Source organism: Parundibacterium terreum, from assembly GCF_014636315.1.
GTDB lineage: Bacteria > Pseudomonadota > Gammaproteobacteria > Burkholderiales > Burkholderiaceae_D > Undibacterium > Undibacterium terreum.
Genome location: NZ_BMED01000004.1, coordinates 314258 through 333774 on the forward strand (window position 1 = coordinate 314258; position 19517 = coordinate 333774).

The following is a 19517-nucleotide window of genomic DNA, read 5'->3' on the forward strand; positions in this document are numbered from 1 at the left end:
GATTTTCAGGCTGTCGCCCACTTAACCATGCGCGGGATTCTTGCCACCGACAGCGACGTTTGCTGGTGCGCCTGATTGCTGGCGGTTGACGGTGGGATAGTCCCAGTCGGATACGAACAGGCTGCCGTCGGCGCGCGCTGCTGCGATTTCCTGCTTTACCTCGGCACGGGTCTTTCCTGTACCTGCGGGAATTGCTGCTACGTGCGGATAGTCATAATCGGCATCTGCAAACAGTGTGCCGTCTTCCCTGGCTGCCTTGATCTCTGCGAGTACCTGCGCACGGGTGACATTGGAATTGACGATGGGCGGAGTAGGCCAGTCGTAGTCGCTTGAAAATAAGGTACCTTGCTCTCTTGCCTGGCGCAACTCATCCAGCACTTGCTGGCGGGTCTTCCCGGCGGCGGGGCCGTTGCCTTGATAGTCCTGGGAAAAAGCCGCAGAGCTTGCAGCAGCCATAGCCAATAAAACCAATATTTTTTTCGCATTCATTTTCATTCTCCAATAGATTTCAATAGGTAGCAGCGGGTTCGCAGGAGCCAGACCATTTACATCGAAAGCTGTGCGGCCCAACTTGAGTGCAAGTCTAGAGGGCAGCGAAGGACAGGACGATGACAGGCTTATGACGGTTTTGTCATTTTTTTGCGTGCTGGATACCGGCCGCGTAAAGCCGGCTATTGGAGAGCGGGGAGCTTATTTTCGTGCAATGCGCTTCAGCAAACGCATCAGACTGCCCAGTACGGGTATCTTTTCATAAAGTTCCTCAGCGGCGTCCCAATAATCGCGGTGATAACTGACGCGGCCGACCGCATTAAACCGCAAGTGGGTTGCTCCGCGTATTTTCTGAGCTTCGTAAGAGCGGTTTTTCATCGTGAACATGAAATCCCAGGTCAGAAAGGCTTCGTTGTTCTGCAATATCCGGGTATGTATTTTGAAGCGAGGCTTATCTACTTGCACGAACATATGTTCAAAGATGGACCGTATCACATCCAGCCCGCGCACCTCATTGAACGGGTCTTTGAAAAAAGCGTCGGCAGCATAGATCAGATGTAATTGCTGGCAAGATTCCAGCGTCATCTTTTCATAAAAATCGGCCAGCATATCCAGGTCTTTTTCAAAATTCATCGGTGCGCTTGTCATGGTGTCGTGAAAAATCATAGGCCGGTGAATTTGTGTACTAAAAAGAAGTAGCAGCGATACGGAAGCATACGCATCAGGCGTAACCAGTTGGTAAAGCGTTTTGGGAAATGGATGTGAAACTCGCCACGTTCCATACCTGCTACCAGTTCCTGTGCGGCGGTAGATGCTGATATCAGCGCTGGCATCTTGAAATCATTATTTGCAGTGAGCGGTGTTTCCACGAAGCCGGGACTGACCAGGTACACAGCGATGTTCTTGGGCCGCAGGTCGAAGTACAATGACTCGCACAGATTGACGATGGCTGCCTTGGTCGGGCCGTATACGAGTGCCTTTGGCAGGCCGCTGAAGCCTGCCACCGATCCGACTATGCCTATGCCGCCGTGTCCTTGCTTCAGCAGGCTGGGCAGCACTGCATCCAGGCAGTTGTAGACGCCGCGCAGGTTCAGGTCCAGCAGTCGATTGGCCGCTGCCAGATCAAAGCTGTCTGCGCGCATTTCGTTATAGCCCCCTGCTACGACCAGCACCAGGTCCAGCTTGTCCCAGGCCTCCAATATAAGCCTGTGTGCATGGATGAGGCTGGCATGATCGGTCACATCCGCTGCGATGGCCAGTGCATTTGGCTGGTTTTGCACAAGCACCTGCAATTGTTTTTCGGTACGTGACGATAGTGCCACGTGCGCCCCTTTTTTCAATAACAGCAATGCGGTTTCTGCGCCTATTCCGGTAGAGGCGCCGATGACCCAGACGCGCTTCCCCAGCCAGCTCTTTATCCCGGGATTCAATTTACTTGCCCAGTCTTGCCGTCGGCAATTTTTGTGAACGACAGCGTGACACTGCCCAGGCCTATGCCGAACTTGCTCATTGCTGCGCGGTTGAGCATGGTTTTATCGTCCATCAACACCATCAGGTCATCGAAGCTGACGTGATAGATGCTGTCGCCTACCGGCAGTGACAGTACATAGTTCCAATGCAGGGTGTTGCCGGAGACTACGCCTTTCGCTTCGCCGACTACATCTGCCGCCGTTCCGGTGAAGCTGTTGTCGCCGGTTTTCTTTAGTGTCCAGATGCGTTTCTGTTTGCTGCCGTCAGAGTAACTGAAACTCTCATCCAAAGTGCCGGTATCGCCATTCCATTTGCATACAATGACAACCGTAAATCGTTTGACAATCTTGCCCGAACGGTCCTGGAACATGCCCCATGCATCCAGAGTGCCGTTGAAGTAATTTTGTACATCAAGGGTAGGCTGTTCTTTGGCGTATACCGCCGGGTCACTGTAGCTGGCGCAAGAACTAAGCAAGGTGGCGATCAGTAGTAAGCCTGGTAATTTCAAGGTCCTCATACCGGCCTCGCATTTTCCAGCAACTGGCTGCGCAAAGCGCCTGCAGAAGTATTCTTGTCCAGCCAAATGGCAAAGAAGGCGTGTGCGAACTCTGTATCCATGATTTCACCCAGTAATTTTCCGTTTAGATAAAAGCGGGCTCCTTCGCCCGGCAGATAGACTCCGGTAATGTGGTCATCCTCTTTGACATCTGGAAATAGTTTGCTCATTTGCGCCAGCCAGAATTTCTGATTCTCGTCATTGCCTATTTTTAGTTTGCGTATTTCGTCGTAACTGGCTTGCGCAATTTTGCTGCCGACCAGATTGCGGGCGTATTGCAAATCCAGTGCAAATTTATTCCTCGTTGGCGTATCGGGAACATATCCTTCGCTGCTTACCCATAGCCTGGCTTCATAAAATTTTAATCCGAACCAACGGAAATTGCCGGAACCAGCCAGCCGTGCATTGCTAATTTCAGCTCGTATATGCGATGCCGGGGTGGCGTCTGCGGCCAACGCGCTTGCCGGTGCCAGCGGCTGCAGAACCAGCACACTGATCAGCAATATCCAGAATCTCCTGATACTCATTTTTTTACCAGCGTAAATTGTGCGACGCTGATACTCTTGGCAAGAAATCCCGCTTCGCAATATGCCAGGTAAAATTCCCAGGTACGCAGGAATTTTTCATCAAAGCCCTGGTCCTTGATGGCATGCAGTTTTTCCATGAAGGCCGCACGCCATTCTTGCAGCGTGCGTGCGTAGTCCATGCCAAAGCTTAGGGTTTCCACTACTTGCAATCCATGCTTTTCGGCATACTTTTTGAATACTTCAATAGAGGGAAGCATGCCGCCGGGAAAGATGTATTGCTGGATGAAGTCGGTTCCCTTGCGGTAGCGGTCGAACAAGTCATCGGCTATCACTATGCTTTGTATGCAGGCACGTCCGCCTTTTTTCAGATTCCTGTGGATGCAGTCGAAATAGCTGGGCCAGTATTTTTCGCCGACGGCTTCAAACATTTCTATCGAAGCGATCGCATCATATTCGCCTTTGACATCACGATAGTCTTGCAGCCTGAGCTGGCTATGCTGCAGCAGACCTGCACGTGCCATGCGCTGCTCGGCAAATTCCAGTTGTTCTGTGGAGAGTGTCAGGCCGGTCACATGGGCACCGGCTTCACTGGCTGCGATCTCGGCAAAGCCACCCCACCCGCAGCCTATTTCCAGAATGCGAGAACCGAAATCAACGTGCAGTTCATCCAGGATGCGGCGGTATTTATTCACTTGCGCATCTTGCAGATTGTCCACATGTCCGGTTGAGAACAGCGCGCTGGAATAAGTCATGGTCGGGTCTAGCCACAGCTTATAAAAGTCATTGCCTATGTCGTAATGCGCATGGATGTTTTTCTTGCTGCCTTTGCGGGAATTCCTGTTCAGCAGGTGTTTGGCTCTATATAGAAGACTGCCCCACCAGGTTCCGTAAATGATGTCTTCCAGATGCTGCCGGTTGTACGAGATCAGCTCTATCAGGCCTGGAAGATTGTTACTCGTCCAGTGGCCGTCGATATAGGTTTCAGCAAAACCGATGTCGCCGGATTTCAACACGGTATTGAAAATATTCCAGTTGCGCAGGTGCAGGCTTGCCGCCGGCAGGCCCTGGCCAAAGCTGGCGCTTTGGCCATCGGGGAACTGCATATGCAGACTGCCGCGCTCCAGCTTGTTGAGCAAGCGGACAATGAACTGTGCTTCCGCAGGGAAGTGGCTGGTATCCAGATTTTGCTGCCGTACTTCGTTCAGTGTTATGAAATTCGTCGTCATGATGTCGTCTCTTTTATCTCTTGTTTGCTACTCATTGGCTACTTATTGATTGGCTACTTACTTGCTAAGGTCGTGAGCCGGAGGTGCCGGCTTGGAAAAGAAGGGTACGCGCTTGATCCACAGGCGTAGTGCCTGCACATGGATACGCGCTACGACGGCTAGTGTCATTAGCGGAAAGCGAGCGATAGCTCGCAACAGCAAACGGTCATTGAGCGATTGGGCAATACCTGAAATGCTGGTCAATAACAGCGGACCTGCGTCATCGTCATAATCGATACGGGCGATGTGATGCTCCTGGCTGTTATCAGCGATCTGTCTTTCCGAACGCATGAAGCGGAAGCGGTAAGCGCCTTCTATCTTGCAAAAAGGAGAGACGTGAAAGATTTTCTTCGCCGTCAGTTCTTGCCCATAGCCCAGTGGTGCACCGTTCCCGCTCTCCAGTAGATAGAGATGCTTCTCGCCGAAGGTGTTGCAGACTTCAACAACGATGGCGCGCAGTGCGCCATCTTCCCGATGGCAAAACCAGAAGGACACAGGATTGAACACATAGCCCAGCACACGCGGAAAGCACTGCAGCCAGATCTCGCCATCTGCATCCTGTACGCCCTCCTGCTTTAGCAGAGCATCTACCCACTCCAACAAGGGCTGCTTGCCGTCGCCGTGATCCTTGTCATGGAAGGACAGCAGGTTGAAGCGATTATGGGAAAAAAAACGTAGCTTGGCCGGGCTTGCCTGCATGGCTCGCAACGGCAGCCGGGCAAAGAAAACGCCGTAGCTGAATGCATTCTGCACCGGGCGCAGGCGCTTGTGTCGCACTTCTCCTGTGCAGAGCTGGATGGAAGCGGTTTCCTTGCTGCTCATGATCAGGCTGCCTGGATTTTGGGATACATCCGGCTTTCCGCCAGTTGTGCAATCTGATCAGCGACCAGCAGCCCTGACTTCAGGCCGTCTTCATGGAAACCATAGCCTGTCCAGGCGCCGGCAAACCAGATGCCGCGCTTGCCTTGTATCGACGGTAGCTTGGCTTGCGCAGCAATGGCAGCGTGGTCAAACACCGGATGGGCGTAGTCGAAGCTGTCTATGATTTTTTCTGCGGCAGGCTCGTCAATAGGATTCAGGCTGACGATGACCGGCGTCTCGAAAGGCAATGGCTGCAACTGGTTGATCAGATAGTGCACGCACACACGGGTATCATCGCTGTCACGACCTGTACCGCGTTGGTAGTTCCATGCGGACCAGGCTTTTTTGTTCTCAGGGAGGACGCGGGAGTCGGTATGCAGAACCGCGCGATTCGGCTGATAAGCAATTGCAGACAGAACGGCTCGTTCCTCCGCAGACGCATCGGCCAGCAGGGCCAGGTTTTGGTCGCTGTGAGCGGCAAGCACGACGTGATCGAATTCTTGCACCGTGTCGCTGGTTTGCACAATGAGCCGGCGATTTGGTGCAGCGCGTACCGATTTCACTGCCGTCTTTACGCGGGCGTCGGGTATGGCTTGCAGTATTTTTTCCACATAGTGCCTGGCGCCGCCGGTGACGGTTTGCCATTGCGGCCTGTCGTTGACCTGCAGCAAGCCGTGGTTATGGCAAAAGCGTACGAAAGAGGGGAGTGGAAAGTCCAGCATCGCCGCCGCCGGGCAAGACCAGATGCAGGCCGCCATAGGCAGCAGATACCAATTACGGAATTCCTTGCTGTAATGATGCTTTTCCAGGAAGCGCCCCAGCGACAAGTGGATGTCCGCATCCTGGTTCAGATTGGCAATGGCAGTTGCCTGCTTGTTGAAGCGAATAATATCGGCCAGCATGCGCAAAAAGCCGGGGCTGAGCAGGTTGCGGCGTTGCGCAAATACCGTACTCAGATTGGCGCCCGCCCATTCCAGCGTCCTGTCTGCGAGTGGCGTCTTTACCGAGAAAGACATGTCAGTGGCGGTAGTCTTTACACCCAGCTCTTCGAATAGCTGAACCAGATGCGGATAGGTCTTGTGGTTGAAGACCAGGAAACCGGTATCCACACCATGGGTCCGGCCTTCCAGAGTGACGTCGACGGTATGCGTATGGCCGCCGAAGTAATCATTGGCCTCTAACAGCGATACCGTATGCCCGGCCTGGCTGAGCCTATAGGCACAGGAAAGGCCCGAAATACCCGATCCGACGATGGCAATTTTCATAAAGGTCGTTTCCATTTCGAAATGGATTTAGTATTTTGTTATTTAATATTATCTTTTTGGCATCCATACGCTGATGCCCATGAGTGATATACGAGACACTTGTCAAAGTGGATTCAACTGAACGACAAATAATTGCCAATTAGTACCGAAAGGGGGAATAGGGGGAATGCGCGCATAGGAAGCTTGCTGCGGGCATAAAAAAAGCCCGGTATAACCGGGCTTGGGCTGTAACGGGATCAGAGTCTTACTGGGCCAGCGCTTTTTCTACGTCGGCGACTAGTTTCTTGTCGTCCGGCGTGGTTTCACTTGGATAGGAAGCAACCACATTGCCCTTCCTGTCGATCAGGTACTTGGTGAAGTTCCATTTTGGTGTCCGGCCGGTGGCCTTGATCAGTTCTGCGTGCAGCGGGTTCACATCCTTGCCTGTGACCGAGGATTTAGCAAACATCGGAAATTTGACGCCATAGGTATTGAAGCAGAAATCGGCGATTTCCTTGCTGGAGCCTGGCTCTTGCTGGCCAAAGTCATTCGAAGGGAAACCCAGTACGACCAGGCCCTTGGGATTGTATTTTGCATGCAATGCTTCCAGGCCTTCATACTGCTTGGTGAAACCGCAGTAGCTGGCGGTATTGACGACCAGGGTAACCTTGCCGGCGTACTGGCACAGGTCTTGTTTGCTGTCGTCCTGCAGACGGTTGAAGGTGTGGTGCAGGATGGCAGGGCAGCTTTCGGGTGTCGCGGGTGTGCTTGATGCAGCGGAAGCGGCACCACCAGCCAGGATGCCGAATAAAAACAGCATTCCGGCAACTATTTTCTTGTTCATTATGTCTATCTCCAGGTGTATGAAATGATCGTGGCGTTGTTTTCGCCGATATGGCAGAAAAGCTTGAATCCGATCCTGGCATGGTAACGTAATATTTAATACACTGCTGGCGGCGCTAAATTGCCCTCTGGATTCTATTTATCAACGAAGTTCGTCCAGTTTGCCGAAAAACAATAGAAATGATTCGCATTTATTAAACAACGTAGTGAAGATGTCATATCTGTCTGTTAAAATTAGGTAAATTACTCTATTTTTCATTTGTGTGAAGGTCAACATGCTTTACCCAGAATTGTTTAAATCGCTTGAGCAAGTCCGCTGGAATATGGATACCGACATTCCTTGGGATCAGTACGACGATACCAAGCTGACCAAGGAGCAGGCCCAAACGATCAAGATGAATGCGATTACCGAGTGGTCTGCATTGCCTGCAACCGAGATGTTTTTGCGCGACAACCGCGGCGATAGCGATTTCTCGGCCTTCATGTCGATCTGGTTTTTTGAAGAGCAAAAACATTCACTGGTGTTGATGGAGTACCTGCGCCGCTTCCACCCTGAACTGGTGCCGACCGAAGAGGAATTGCACAATGTGCGTTTCGAGTTCGATCCTGCGCCGCCGCTGGAAACCCTGATGCTGCATTTCTGCGGCGAGATACGCCTGAACCACTGGTATCGCTGCGCGTCCGACTGGCATACCGAACCCGTCATCAAGCAGATCTACAAGATCATCAGCCAGGATGAAGCCCGGCACGGCGGCGCTTACCTGCGCTACATGAAAAAATCACTGGGAGAAATGGGCGATACCGCGCGCGCGGCATTTGCCAAGATCGGCGTGCTGATGGCGTCTGCCCGCCGTACCGAAAAACCGCTGCACCCTACCAATCTGCATGTGAACCAGGCGCTGTTCCCTAACGATACCGTGCAAAGCCGTTTGCCGGATCCGGCATGGCTGGAGCGCTGGCTGGATGGTCAGATTAATTTCGATGGTGCCTGGGAAAAGAAGGTTGTTGAACGCATCCTGCACAATATGTCGCTGCTGTTTGAGCGTACGTTTGAGTCGGTACAGGACTTGAACCGCTATCGCAAGGAAATCACCCAGCGGCTGGCTGCCGCTACAAATGCGACGGCCACTCCAGGGACCGAGCCGAATGCTGCATAGATGAAATCCGCGCAAGTGCGCGGCGTACTCATATAGAATGGCCGCTACCGCAGTAGCGGCCATTTTTACGTTAATTTATCTTCTTTGCCTGCAGCATCAACTATGCCCAATTTCGAAACCAAGATCAGTAGCCGTGCAGATTTAGCATTACGCGTGGCAGCACTCCCCAGGCCGGTGGCCATGACTAATGGCGTGTTTGATATCTTGCATCGCGGCCATGTCAGCTATCTGGCGCAGGCAAGGGAGCTGGGCGCTTCGCTGGTGGTGGCGGTGAATACCGATGCGTCGGTCAAGCGCCTGGGCAAGGGCGACGACAGGCCGATCAACCAGTGCGAAGACCGGATGGCCGTATTGGCGGCGCTGGAAGCGGTCAGCCTGGTGGTGGACTTTGATGAGGATACTGCGCTGGAAGCGGTACAACTGGCGCATCCGGATATCTATGTGAAGGGCGGTGATTACGACATGGCCGCCATCCCCGAGGGGCAGGCGGTGCTGGCCTACGGCGGCCAGGTTGCCGCCATCGAATTTGTGCACGACAGGTCAACCAGCAAACTGCTGGCCAAGGTCAGGCTGAGCGGCAAATAGCCGCCCGAGTTCTATGTCCGACCTGACTGATAGTCAGGCTCCTCCGGCAAAACCATTCTGGCGCCAGGCTTCATATACGACGACTGCAACAGTATTGGATAAGTTCAGGCTGCGGTTGTCCGGGCGCATAGGCAGGCGGATGCGCTGCTCCGGCGGGAAGGAGTTGCGCAACTCAGGCGCCAAGCCGCGGGTTTCGGCACCGAACACAAACACATCGCCGGGCTTGAACTCCACCTGCGCGAACGGCGCTGAACCGTGCGTAGTCAGCGCAAACATGCGGGCTGTATCCGGCTGCTCTTGCGCGAGATAAGCATCCCAGTTCTTGTGCACCTTCATCGTCGCATAATCGTGGTAGTCCAGGCCGGCGCGCTTCATCTTGGAGTCGTCCAACGGAAAGCCCAGCGGCTCTATCAGATGCAACTGCACGCCGGTATTGGCGCACAGGCGGATGATATTGCCGGTATTCGGCGGTATCTCGGGCTCTACCAGAACTACATGAAACAAAGCATTCTCCTAAAAATGTCAAAATAAGGTATTTGCGCCAGGCCTCCGAGCCGGCGTCTAATGCGGCAGGGTGCGCGCAAATACATAGTTGCTTACTTTTTCCGCGCCGAAGCGCTTCAGCATGGCGGCAATCTCGTTTAGCGTCGTGCCGGTCGTCATTACGTCGTCAAAAATGCCGACATGCCTGCCTTTGATGCTGTCCATTGCCTCGGGCGCCAGCGCAAACGCGTTGCGCACGTTTTTTTGCCTGTCATCCGGATGCAGGCCGCTTTGCTGCGCGGTTTCTCGCGCGCGTTGCAGCAGTTGTGCAGCCAGCGGTATACCCAGTTGCCTTGCCAGCGGCCGGGCGATTTCCAATGCCTGGTTGAAGCCGCGCTCAGCCAGCCTGGCTTTCCCCAAGGGTACTATGCTCAATATATCCGGCAGCGCAGCATTGCGCCGCTCCAGGATGGCGTCGCGCAGCAAGCTGGAAAAAACCGGGGCCAGCGCCAGCTGGTGGCCGAACTTCAGGTTCAGCACCAATTGGTCCAGCGGTGCGGCATAGTTGCAGGCTGTAATTGTGTTGTCGAAAGCCGGGGCGTCCCTGAGGCAAGCTCCGCAAACCGCGTTGCTATCACCTTTTGCATCGTCAACCACAGGCAAGGCGCATTGCCTGCAGCGCTGCTGAGCCGTGCCCAGATAGCGCCGCTGGCACGGTGCGCACAGCACTTGCTGCCCGTGCTCGCCGCATAATGCGCAGGCCGACGGCAGCAATGTAGATAATTTTGCAATTGGTGCGAATCTCATCAGATCATTAGTAGCCCATTGGCTATCCAGCGACTTTTGCGGCGAACGTGTAAACTCTGCGCATTATCGCATCCCACCTGGGCTTGCGCAGCCAAAACAGAATATCCAATCCCATTACATGCTAAGTGCCCCTATAGACCTGAAAACCGTCCGCCAGTTATTTTCCCGGCCGGAAAAAATGATCGCTTCCGATTTCCTGCGACGGGAAATCGCCAACCGCATGCGCGAAAAGCTGGAACTGGTGAAAATTGCGCCGGAGCGGGTGCTGGATGCCGGTTGCGGCGAAGGGGCGGATCTGGTCCAGTTGCAGCGGGCCTTCCCGCAGGCGCATGTGCTGGGAGCGGATGCGTCGCCGCAGATGCTGGCGGCGGCAATGCAGAATCAGAGGGCGGCGACCAGTTCGGTCGGCCGCCTGCTGGCAAAATGGACGCCTCCGGCTTTGCGCCGTGCCCAGAACGAGGGGCTGGCCTGTACCGATTTTGCACGCCTGCCGCTGGCGGCAAATGCGGTCGACCTGGTGTGGTCCAATCTGGCACTGCACTGGCACCCGCAGCCGGACCTGGTGTTTGCCGAGTGGCGCCGCGTTTTACGTACTGAGGGGCTGCTGATGTTCTCCTGCTTCGGACCGGATACGTTGGTCGAGTTGCGCCGGGCTTTTTCCGGCATCGATGAACTGCCGCACACGATACCTTTCGTCGATATGCACGATTTTGGCGATATGCTGGTCAATGCCGGCTTCTCGACACCGGTAATGGATATGGAAAAGATCACGCTGACCTACGATTCCATTGATAAATTGATCACGGATGTGCGTGCATTGGGCGGTAATCCGTTGTTGACACGCCGCACTGGGCTAATGGGCAAGCAGGCCTGGAAAACCCTGTGCGACGCATTTGACAAGATGCGCGGCGCCGACAACCGGGTCACCCTCACGTTTGAAGTAGTGTATGGGCACGCCTTCCGCCCCACTCCTAAAAAGACGTCTTCCGGGGAGTCCATCATCAAGCTGGACTTGCATAAAAAACCACCTCGCTGACCCAAAAAGTCTCAATATTGAGTGTGCAAAATTGATTTATTTCTGTGCAATTTACTGGCACTACGACAAGTATTCTTCTTGATATAAGCGCACTTTACATCTTATACTCTTGCAGTTGTGGAAGTCGCCAGCGAATGTCATTGAATGACTGTCGATCTTGGGTGCGTTGAGATGGAACCTCATGAATGGCTGATGAAGCGAAATTGTGCCTTGTCACCCAAACAGCTAGCCTTGTTTTACTGTGTACTCTGTAGTGTATCTTTTGGTATTGCCCTCATCTTTCTGGTGAACGGCGCATGGCTGGTTCTTTGTTTTTCATTTTTGGAAATGCTGGCGGTCGGAGCAGCATTTCTCATCTACGCGCGTCACGCTGGTGATCGTGAATATGTTTCCCTGACCCGGGATTGCCTGTTGGTAATCGTGGTGCAGGGTAGCCGTGTTCAGGAATACAGACTTTATCCACTGTTTGTCAAAGTTGGTTTGCCCGATGTCCCCGGAGGATTGGTGGAGTTGCGGGCACAACAGGTTTTGGTCAAGGTGGGGCGGTATTTAATGGTGAGCAGGCGGCGTGAGTTTGTGCGGGAGCTGCAGAACGCACTGATGTCGGTCTGTTAAAGAATTCTATTTGGGTTTTTGGGGAAATCATGAAACATGCGAAGCGATTACAATCGTTAGTGCTTGGAGCGGCGCTGCTGGCGGCGGGTTTGCCATCATGGGCGGCTGGTGAAGTCAAGGACATCCAGGGCGGTCCAGCAGTACTGCAGACAAACCTGCAACCTCCTGTCACGCAAATTGCGCAGCAAATATACTCGCTGCATAATTTGATGCTGATCATCTGCCTGGTGATTTTCGTCGCCGTTTTCGGCGTGATGTTCTACTCGATCTTCAAGCATCGCAAATCCCTGGGCCATAAAGCGGCCAGCTTCCACGAAAGCACCTCGGTAGAGATCGCCTGGACCGTGGTTCCTTTCATCATCGTTATCGGCATGGCATTGCCGGCTACTCGCACAGTGGTAGCGATGAAGGACACGTCCAACGCCGACATCACGATCAAAGCGACCGGCATGCAGTGGAAATGGGGCTATGACTACCTGAAGGGCGACGGCGAAGGCATCTCCTTCCTGTCCACCCTGAAAACACCAAGGACCCAAGTCGGCTCGCCTGGCGTTGCTCCTACTGAAGCGCGTAGCGACACTTATTTGCTGGAAGTGGACAATGAAGTGCACGTTCCTGTGAACAAGAAGGTGCGCATCATCACTACCGCCAATGACGTGATCCACTCCTGGACTATCCCCGCATTCGGCGTCAAGCAGGATGCGATCCCCGGTTTCGTGCGCGACACCTGGTTCAAGGCTGAAAAAGAAGGTACCTACCGCGGCCAGTGCGTAGAGCTGTGCGGCAAGGAACACGCGTTCATGCCTATCGTCGTGGTCGTTGAATCCGAAGAAAAATACAAGGCCTGGGTAGACGGCAAGAAGAAAGAAATGGCTGCGAAAGCAGACGATCCTAATAAAGTATGGACGGTTGACGAGCTGAAACAGCGCGGCGAAAAAGTCTACACGGCCAATTGCGTAGCCTGCCACCAGGCTAACGGTAAAGGCGTTCCAGGCGCGTTCCCTGCGCTGGATGGCTCGGCAGTGGTTGCAGGTCCTAAAGCAGACCAGATTCACCTGGTGCTGAACGGTAAAGGCGGCATGCCTTCCTGGAAGGCCACATTGTCCGATACCGAAATCGCTGCAGCTATTACCTACACGCGTAATAACTGGTCCAACAAGTCGGCTGAGAATATTGTTCAACCAGCTGAAGTCCTGGCTGCGCGCAAGTAATTGAATTTAGGAGATTGAGATGAGCACAACTGCAGTCGATCACGCACACGATCACTCTCACGACCACGCGCATGACCATCCACATGGTTTCCGCCGCTGGTTGTTTGCAACTAACCATAAAGACATCGGTAGCCTCTACCTGTGGTTCGCATTCACCATGTTGTTGTCCGGCGGTGTACTGGCCCTGATGATACGTAGTGAGCTGTTCCAGCCAGGCCTGCAATTGATGCAACCTGAATTCTTCAACCAGTTGACCACGATGCACGGCCTGATCATGGTGTTCGGCGCGATCATGCCGGCCTTCGTCGGCTTCGCCAACTGGATGATCCCGCTGCAAATCGGCGCTTCCGACATGGCTTTTGCGCGGATGAACAACTTTTCATTCTGGCTGATGCCTCCTGCTGCGCTGCTGCTGATCGCTTCCTTCTGGGTACCTGGCGGTGCAACTGCTGCCGGCTGGACGCTGTATGCTCCTCTGTCCACACAGATGGGCCCAGGCATGGACATGGCGATTTTTGCCGTTCACATCATGGGTGCTTCTTCCATCATGGGTTCGATCAACATCATCACCACCATCCTGAACATGCGCGCTCCCGGCATGACGCTGATGAAAATGCCTATGTTCTGCTGGACATGGCTGATCACTGCCTACCTGCTTATCGCTGTTATGCCGGTTCTGGCAGGCGCCATCACGATGACACTGACAGACCGTCATTTCGGTACATCCTTCTTTAACGCTGCCGGCGGCGGCGACCCTGTGATGTATCAGCACATTTTCTGGTTCTTCGGACATCCAGAGGTCTATATCATGATTTTGCCGGCTTTCGGCATCGTGTCCCAGATCGTTCCTGCGTTCGCCCGCAAGCCTTTGTTCGGCTATGCATCGATGGTGTACGCAACAGCATCCATCGCCATCCTGTCCTTCATCGTCTGGGCTCACCACATGTTCACGACAGGTATGCCAGTGACGGCGCAGCTGTTCTTCATGTATGCGACGATGCTGATCTCGGTACCGACCGGCGTTAAAGTGTTTAACTGGATCGCCACGATGTGGAAGGGATCCATGACCTTCGAAACACCGATGCTGTTTGCGATCGGCTTCATCTTCGTATTCACGATGGGCGGTTTCACTGGCCTGATCCTGGCGGTAACGCCTATCGATATCCAGTTGCAGGATACCTACTACGTGGTTGCCCACTTCCACTATGTTCTGGTTGCCGGTTCCCTGTTTGCATTGTTCGCAGGCTACTACTACTGGGGTCCGAAATGGACAGGTTTCATGTACAACGAAACCCGCGGCAAGATCCACTTCTGGGGTTCATTGATCGCGTTTAACGTGACCTTCTTCCCCATGCACTTCCTGGGTCTGGCCGGTATGCCACGTCGCTATGCCGACTACCCAGCGCAGTTCACGGATTTCAACATGGTTGCAACTATCGGCGCTTTCTGGTTCGGCCTGATGCAGGTGTACTTCATCCTGGCGGTGGTCTTGCCATCGATCAAGGGCGGCAAACCGGCAGCAGCGAAGCCTTGGGATGGCGCGGAAGGCCTGGAGTGGACAGTACCAAGCCCAGCTCCTTTCCATACCTTCGAAGAACCACCTGTATTTAAATAATGTTGAAGGCGGACTGCCGAAATGGCGGTCCGTGTAAAAATGAAAAACGGCAAGAAACCAAGCAACATCAGGACCGCGTTGATATTAGCTTCCGTCGCGCTGGTATTTTTTGTTGGCATCATCATCAAGCAATCGCTGCACTGAGAAAGTAAGGGATTGCCATGAGTGATGAATCAAACGAAACAGCATCAGGCGCCAAAAAGCTGAATCTGGTCGTACTGAAGAAGTTGCTGGTGGTTGCCGTGCTGATGTTCGGTTTTGGTTACGGTCTGGTGCCGGTCTATAAGCAGATTTGCGAATTGACCGGGGTCAATATCCTGACTACCAAGGATGATACGGTACAGCCTGTCAGCAATTCGCAAATCGACAAGACGCGTGAAATAACGATAGAGTTTGATGCCAACACGCAGGGGCCATGGAGATTCCGTCCTACGGTCAGCAGCATGAAAGTGCATCCCGGCGAAATGTCGACAATCGTGTATGAAGTAGTCAACAAGCAGTCGTACAAGATGGATGCGCAAGCGATCCCCAGCTACGCACCGCAGCAGGCTACGGCGTACTTCAAGAAAGTGGAGTGCTTCTGCTTCAAGCAGCAGACTTTGGGACCAAATGAAGCGAAGCAGATGCCGGTCGTGTTCTTTGTTGATCCGGCCCTGCCCAAGGATGTAAAGACAATTACCTTGTCCTATACTTTCTTTGAAGTGGGTGGCCAGCCTAAGACAGCGGGCCAGCAGGAAGATAAAGCACCAGGCAAGGCGGGTTGATGGAAGATATACCGGAAGATGCAAGGCCGGCCAGCAAGCGAAAGATGTCCTTCGGGGCGACGGTGAGGGCAGTACTGTGGTCCTTTCTGGGAATCAGGAAAGGCAAGGATTACGAAAAAGATGTGGAGCAGCTCAATCCCATCCATGTAATCATCGCCGGCATCATCGGGGCAATACTGTTTATTACGATACTGATACTCATCGTAAAGAGTGTCGTTGCAAAATAAGGAATACGGGATCTACAGGCCTTGCGCCGGGATCAACGTAGATTAAAAGTTTAAATTTGTATCGGGAGATGGAAATGAGTTCTCAACACGCTAAAGCACCTTATTACTTCGTGCCTGGTCCTTCCAAATGGCCGGTATTGGCTGGTGCGTCTTTGCTGGTAACGATGCTGGGTGCCGCAGGCTGGGTCAACAGCGTGCCAGGAGCCAACATCATCAATATCGTCGGTATTGTGTTGACATTGGTGGTCCTGTATTTCTGGTTTGGCGATGCCATCAAGGAATCCGAAGGCGGCCTGTACAGCCCGCGTATCGACGTCTCCTACCGCTGGAGCATGAGCTGGTTCATCTTCTCTGAAGTGATGTTCTTCGGTGCATTCTTCGGCGCCTTGTTCTATGCACGTTCGATTTCCATGCCTTGGCTGGCCGATCTGGATCACAAAGTACTGTGGCCTGACTTTGCCGCTCACTGGGGTAATACCGGTCCTGCAGGCACGATAGAAGCATTCAAGGCGATGGGTCCTTTCCCTATCCCAACGATCAATACCGCACTGCTGCTGACTTCCGGCGTGACCTTGACTATCTCCCATCACGCGCTGCGTGAAGGCCATCGCGCCAAGACTGCATTCTGGTTGTTTGCGACGATAGTACTGGGCGCCGTGTTCATGGGCTTCCAGATGTTTGAGTACTATCATGCTTACCACGAGCTGAACCTGAAACTGACTTCCGGCATCTACGGTTCCACTTTCTTCCTGCTGACCGGCTTCCACGGTTTCCACGTGACTATGGGTGCGATCATGCTGGCAGTCGTACTGCGCCGCGTACTGAAAGGCCACTTCACACCTGAGCATCACTTCGCGTTCGAAGGCGCCGCCTGGTATTGGCACTTTGTTGACGTGGTATGGCTGGGTCTGTATGTTGTTGTGTACTGGCTGTAATCGCAGCGCAGACTACAGCACAAGCAATTTGCAAGTAAGTAGCAAGTAATTAAAAAGCCGCACTCAGTGCGGCTTTTTCTTAGGTTCGAGAATTTTAGCCGTGACGGGCTGAACCAGATGCTTTATTCAGGGTCTCAAGCTTTAGTGTAGACTCATGCTCCAGCCTTGGCAGGGTTTAATGGATGCCGGTAGGCTGTATCCAGCCCAGGCGGTTGGCGATCAGGATGAAAATGAACAGGCTGATCGAAAAGCCCACGCGGAATGCCAGGGCCTTGACTGTGCGATTGCTTTTGCCTTTGTCCTTCATCAGGTAAACGAGGGCAGATCCCATGCTGAAAATGATGAGGATGAAGGCAATGGCAACAATAATTTTCATGATGAGCTTTAAGTGAAACCGCGGCACGTTTTCCGCGTATCAGGACTGAGTAAAGTCATATTGTAATGCGATTCCGCGATGCCCCTTAAATTTCGCATCCGCCTTATTCCGTTGCTGGTGACGATAGCGCTGGTGATACTGGGCGTATCTCTTGCACAATGGCAAACCCGGCGCGCGCATGAGAAAGAACAGATAGACGAGCAGATGCACCAGCGGGCGCTGTTGCCGCCTCTGGTTCTCGGGTCGCAAGCCGTGATTGCCAAAGATGTCGCCTTCAGGCATGTCCGGCTGAACGGTCAGTTCGTTTCCAGCTTGCCGCTGTATCTGGACAATCGCGCGCTGCACGGTGCGGCAGGGTTTTACGTGATGATGCCGTTTAAAATCCAGGGTAGCGACATGCATGTGCTGGTAGCGCGCGGCTGGCAGCCGCGTAATGCGCAAGACCGCAGTAAAATGCCGGCGCTGGCGACGCCCGAAGGCATGGTGCAGATAGAAGGCATCGCACGCGAAAATATAGACAGGGTGATGCAACTGGGGCAGGCAAGCGCTATTGCTCCGGGTGCCATCCTGCAAAATATCAGCGCTGCCGACCTTGCGCGGCAGGCTCATCTGAACATGCAGGACATCATTGTGGAACAGACTTCCGAAGTGCAGGATGGCCTGCAGCGCGACTGGCCCCTGCCGTCCGCAGGCGCCGACAAGCACCGGGCCTATGCGTTTCAATGGTATGCGCTGTCCTTGATGGCAATCATTTTTTTCGTAGTAACAGGATTTACAGGATATCGTCGTGGAAAAGTCAGTCAATAAAAGTTCTGGTCGCTGGAAGCTGTTTTTGATCGTTGCCGTCTGCGCGGCGCCGATGGTGTTTTCCTATCTGGCCTATTATGTGATCAAGCCGGAAGGGCGCACCAACTACGGCGCCATCCTGGATCCGCGCCAATACCCTATGCCCAAGCTGGGTTCCACGCTGCTCGGCGGCGAAAGCAAGGAACTTGATGCGTATAAAGGCAAGTGGATCATGTTGCAGGCAGACAGCGGCGATTGCGCCGAAGCCTGCAAGAAAAAACTGTATGACATGCGCCAGTTGCGTTTGATACAGGGCAAGGAGATGGACAGGATAGAGCGCGTCTGGCTGATCACCGATGACAAGCCCATCGATACCGTGCTGATACGCGAATATGACGGCACCCGCATGCTGCAGGTCAAGCCGGAACTGCTGAAAGCCTGGCTGCCGACTGAATCCGGCACCAGCATCAACGACCATATCTATATGATAGACCCGCTGGGTAACCTAATGATGCGCTTTCCCAAGGATGCCGACCCCAACAAGGTCAAGAAAGACATCATCAAGCTGCTGAAGGCTTCGGCGATAGGCTGATCATGCATATCCTGCAACTCGCCATTACCGCCTTGCTGGTCGCGCTGCTGCCATTGACCGTGGTGTGGGTATCTGCCGACCAGAACAAGTATCGCAAGCTGATTGCGGTCACATTATTCCTGACCTTTGACCTGATCATGTTCGGCGCATTTACGCGTCTGACGGACTCGGGACTGGGTTGCCCGGATTGGCCAGGTTGCTATGGCGAGGCGAACCCCTTCCTCGCGCACGCATCGATCAAGGCGGCTGAGGCCATCATGCCGACCGGCCCGGTCAGCGTGCAAAAGGCCTGGATAGAAATGATACATCGCTACCTGGCGATGGCGGTCGGCGTGCTGATCGTTGCGCAAATGATCATTGCCTGGCGTGACCGCATCAAGGGTAGGAAAGTGCTTAGCTCCCCCTGGCTGCCGACCGGCCTGTTTTTCTTTGTCTGCTTGCAGGGAGCCTTCGGCGCCTGGACCGTTACGCTGAAGCTGCAGCCGGTCATCGTGACCACTCATCTTTTGCTGGGCATGGGCCTGCTCGGTCTGCTGGCCTGGTTGTCGGCGCAGCAATCGGTGCATCAATATGTGGCTAACCGTAGCCTGGTCATGCCTGCTACGCTGGCGCTGCTGCTGCTGGTGATACAAATTGCGCTGGGTGGGTGGGTTAGTACTAACTATGCCGCTTTAGCTTGCCATGATTACCCACTTTGCAGCGGTGCGGTGATTCCGCAGATGGATTTCGAGCATGGTTTTACGCTGTGGCGGCAACTGGGGCAGAAAGCCAATGGCGAGTTCCTGCCGTTTCAGGCGCTGGTGGCGATACACTGGGTGCACAGAAATTTCGCGCTGCTGGTGATCACCGTAGTCGCCTGGGCCGCGTTCAAGGCCACAAAGACCGCAGGGCTGGAAAATCTGGGCAAGGGGCTGCTGGCGGTGATCGCCGTGCAATTTCTGTCCGGTGTCTCGACCATCTTCTTTTCTTGGCCTTTGCTGATCGCGGTAATTCACAATGGCGGGGCGGCTTTACTCTTGCTATTGCTGTGCATGTTAAACTATAGGGCTAGGCTCGCCTCTAAACATTGAGCC

At 53.7% G+C, this 19517-nt stretch carries 25 protein-coding genes; 13 read left to right on the forward strand and 12 right to left on the reverse strand.

Going from position 1 to position 19517, the window contains the following annotated elements; all coding sequences use genetic code 11:
• Positions 1-21 precede the first annotated feature (21 nt).
• The 9 genes from IEW12_RS19870 to IEW12_RS19910 all read right to left on the reverse strand — a co-directional run bounded on the left by IEW12_RS19870 (position 22) and on the right by IEW12_RS19910 (position 7256).
• A complete protein-coding gene (locus IEW12_RS19870; RefSeq protein WP_188567842.1) occupies positions 22-489 on the reverse strand; it encodes a DUF4148 domain-containing protein in 468 nt (155 codons plus the stop codon).
• A 201-nt stretch (positions 490-690) separates the two neighbouring features.
• Positions 691-1122, reverse strand: a complete 432-nt coding sequence (locus tag IEW12_RS19875) for a nuclear transport factor 2 family protein (RefSeq protein ID WP_188567843.1) — start codon at positions 1120-1122, stop codon at positions 691-693.
• Between the two features lie 29 nt (positions 1123-1151).
• Entirely contained in the window at positions 1152-1919 is a 768-nt protein-coding gene (locus IEW12_RS19880; RefSeq protein WP_188567844.1) for an SDR family NAD(P)-dependent oxidoreductase, read from the reverse strand.
• Entirely contained in the window at positions 1916-2476 is a 561-nt protein-coding gene (locus tag IEW12_RS19885; protein WP_188567845.1) for a DUF3833 domain-containing protein, read from the reverse strand. The genes IEW12_RS19880 and IEW12_RS19885 overlap by 4 nt, the downstream gene beginning before the upstream one ends.
• Positions 2473-3042 (reverse strand): chalcone isomerase family protein, encoded by a 570-nt coding sequence (locus tag IEW12_RS19890; RefSeq protein ID WP_188567846.1) that lies wholly within the window; start codon positions 3040-3042, stop codon positions 2473-2475. The genes IEW12_RS19885 and IEW12_RS19890 overlap by 4 nt, the downstream gene beginning before the upstream one ends.
• Complete coding sequence (locus tag IEW12_RS19895) at positions 3039-4268, reverse strand: SAM-dependent methyltransferase (protein WP_188567847.1); 1230 nt, start codon at positions 4266-4268, stop codon at positions 3039-3041. The genes IEW12_RS19890 and IEW12_RS19895 overlap by 4 nt, the downstream gene beginning before the upstream one ends.
• Before the next feature lie 57 nt (positions 4269-4325).
• Positions 4326-5129 (reverse strand): DUF1365 domain-containing protein, encoded by an 804-nt coding sequence (locus IEW12_RS19900; RefSeq protein ID WP_188567848.1) that lies wholly within the window; start codon positions 5127-5129, stop codon positions 4326-4328.
• A 2-nt stretch (positions 5130-5131) separates the two neighbouring features.
• Entirely contained in the window at positions 5132-6433 is a 1302-nt protein-coding gene (locus IEW12_RS19905; protein ID WP_188567849.1) for an NAD(P)/FAD-dependent oxidoreductase, read from the reverse strand.
• A gap of 244 nt (positions 6434-6677) precedes the next feature.
• The gene (locus IEW12_RS19910; protein ID WP_188567850.1) at positions 6678-7256 is read right to left on the reverse strand and encodes a glutathione peroxidase; all 579 of its coding nucleotides are present in this window, start codon (positions 7254-7256) and stop codon (positions 6678-6680) included.
• Between the two features lie 274 nt (positions 7257-7530).
• On the opposite strand from IEW12_RS19910, the gene IEW12_RS19915 reads away from it, so the two are divergent.
• Together IEW12_RS19915 and rfaE2 are read left to right on the forward strand one after the other, a co-directional pair.
• Positions 7531-8412, forward strand: a complete 882-nt coding sequence (locus IEW12_RS19915) for a ferritin family protein (protein WP_188567851.1) — start codon at positions 7531-7533, stop codon at positions 8410-8412.
• A 102-nt stretch (positions 8413-8514) separates the two neighbouring features.
• The gene (gene rfaE2 / locus IEW12_RS19920) at positions 8515-8997 is read left to right on the forward strand and encodes a D-glycero-beta-D-manno-heptose 1-phosphate adenylyltransferase (RefSeq protein WP_188567852.1); all 483 of its coding nucleotides are present in this window, start codon (positions 8515-8517) and stop codon (positions 8995-8997) included.
• A 33-nt stretch (positions 8998-9030) separates the two neighbouring features.
• On the opposite strand, the gene trmL is transcribed toward rfaE2, so the two are convergent.
• Together trmL and IEW12_RS19930 are read right to left on the reverse strand one after the other, a co-directional pair.
• A complete protein-coding gene (gene trmL, locus IEW12_RS19925) occupies positions 9031-9501 on the reverse strand; it encodes a tRNA (uridine(34)/cytosine(34)/5-carboxymethylaminomethyluridine(34)-2'-O)-methyltransferase TrmL (protein WP_188567853.1) in 471 nt (156 codons plus the stop codon).
• 57 nt (positions 9502-9558) lie between these two features.
• The gene (locus IEW12_RS19930; protein ID WP_188567854.1) at positions 9559-10287 is read right to left on the reverse strand and encodes a ComF family protein; all 729 of its coding nucleotides are present in this window, start codon (positions 10285-10287) and stop codon (positions 9559-9561) included.
• A 118-nt stretch (positions 10288-10405) separates the two neighbouring features.
• Between IEW12_RS19930 and IEW12_RS19935 the strand changes: the two genes are divergently transcribed.
• From IEW12_RS19935 to IEW12_RS19965, 8 genes are all read left to right on the forward strand, one after another.
• Positions 10406-11323 carry a methyltransferase domain-containing protein gene (locus tag IEW12_RS19935; protein ID WP_188567855.1) on the forward strand — a complete coding sequence of 306 codons (918 nt, stop codon included), beginning with the start codon at positions 10406-10408 and terminating at the stop codon, positions 11321-11323.
• A 171-nt stretch (positions 11324-11494) separates the two neighbouring features.
• Entirely contained in the window at positions 11495-11938 is a 444-nt protein-coding gene (locus tag IEW12_RS19940; protein WP_188567856.1) for a DUF2244 domain-containing protein, read from the forward strand.
• A 29-nt stretch (positions 11939-11967) separates the two neighbouring features.
• Positions 11968-13149: a cytochrome c oxidase subunit II gene (gene coxB, locus IEW12_RS19945; protein ID WP_188567857.1), complete on the forward strand. Its 1182-nt coding sequence runs from the start codon at positions 11968-11970 to the stop codon at positions 13147-13149.
• A gap of 19 nt (positions 13150-13168) precedes the next feature.
• Positions 13169-14764, forward strand: coding sequence for a cytochrome c oxidase subunit I (ctaD, locus tag IEW12_RS19950; protein WP_188567858.1), 1596 nt, complete (start codon positions 13169-13171; stop codon positions 14762-14764).
• A 39-nt stretch (positions 14765-14803) separates the two neighbouring features.
• The gene (locus tag IEW12_RS28920; protein ID WP_229751257.1) at positions 14804-14908 is read left to right on the forward strand and encodes a cytochrome oxidase small assembly protein; all 105 of its coding nucleotides are present in this window, start codon (positions 14804-14806) and stop codon (positions 14906-14908) included.
• Between the two features lie 17 nt (positions 14909-14925).
• A complete protein-coding gene (locus IEW12_RS19955; RefSeq protein ID WP_188567859.1) occupies positions 14926-15528 on the forward strand; it encodes a cytochrome c oxidase assembly protein in 603 nt (200 codons plus the stop codon).
• Positions 15528-15755: a DUF2970 domain-containing protein gene (locus tag IEW12_RS19960; RefSeq protein ID WP_188567860.1), complete on the forward strand. Its 228-nt coding sequence runs from the start codon at positions 15528-15530 to the stop codon at positions 15753-15755. Before IEW12_RS19955 ends, IEW12_RS19960 begins: the two co-directional genes overlap by 1 nt.
• 74 nt (positions 15756-15829) lie before the next feature.
• Entirely contained in the window at positions 15830-16690 is an 861-nt protein-coding gene (locus IEW12_RS19965) for a cytochrome c oxidase subunit 3 (protein WP_188567861.1), read from the forward strand.
• 175 nt (positions 16691-16865) lie between these two features.
• Here the strand turns inward: IEW12_RS19965 and IEW12_RS19970 are convergent, their stop codons facing one another.
• Positions 16866-17066 carry a twin transmembrane helix small protein gene (locus tag IEW12_RS19970; RefSeq protein WP_188567862.1) on the reverse strand — a complete coding sequence of 67 codons (201 nt, stop codon included), beginning with the start codon at positions 17064-17066 and terminating at the stop codon, positions 16866-16868.
• A 78-nt stretch (positions 17067-17144) separates the two neighbouring features.
• Here IEW12_RS19970 and IEW12_RS19975 point away from each other — a divergent pair, with 78 nt between their 5' ends.
• From IEW12_RS19975 to IEW12_RS19985, 3 genes are read left to right on the forward strand one after another with little or no spacing between them, the layout of a single operon-like run.
• Positions 17145-17873 carry an SURF1 family protein gene (locus IEW12_RS19975; protein WP_188567863.1) on the forward strand — a complete coding sequence of 243 codons (729 nt, stop codon included), beginning with the start codon at positions 17145-17147 and terminating at the stop codon, positions 17871-17873.
• The gene (locus IEW12_RS19980) at positions 17854-18444 is read left to right on the forward strand and encodes an SCO family protein (RefSeq protein ID WP_503826895.1); all 591 of its coding nucleotides are present in this window, start codon (positions 17854-17856) and stop codon (positions 18442-18444) included. The genes IEW12_RS19975 and IEW12_RS19980 overlap by 20 nt, the downstream gene beginning before the upstream one ends.
• Positions 18445-18446: 2 nt before the next feature.
• Positions 18447-19514: a COX15/CtaA family protein gene (locus tag IEW12_RS19985; protein WP_188567864.1), complete on the forward strand. Its 1068-nt coding sequence runs from the start codon at positions 18447-18449 to the stop codon at positions 19512-19514.
• Positions 19515-19517 lie beyond the last annotated feature (3 nt).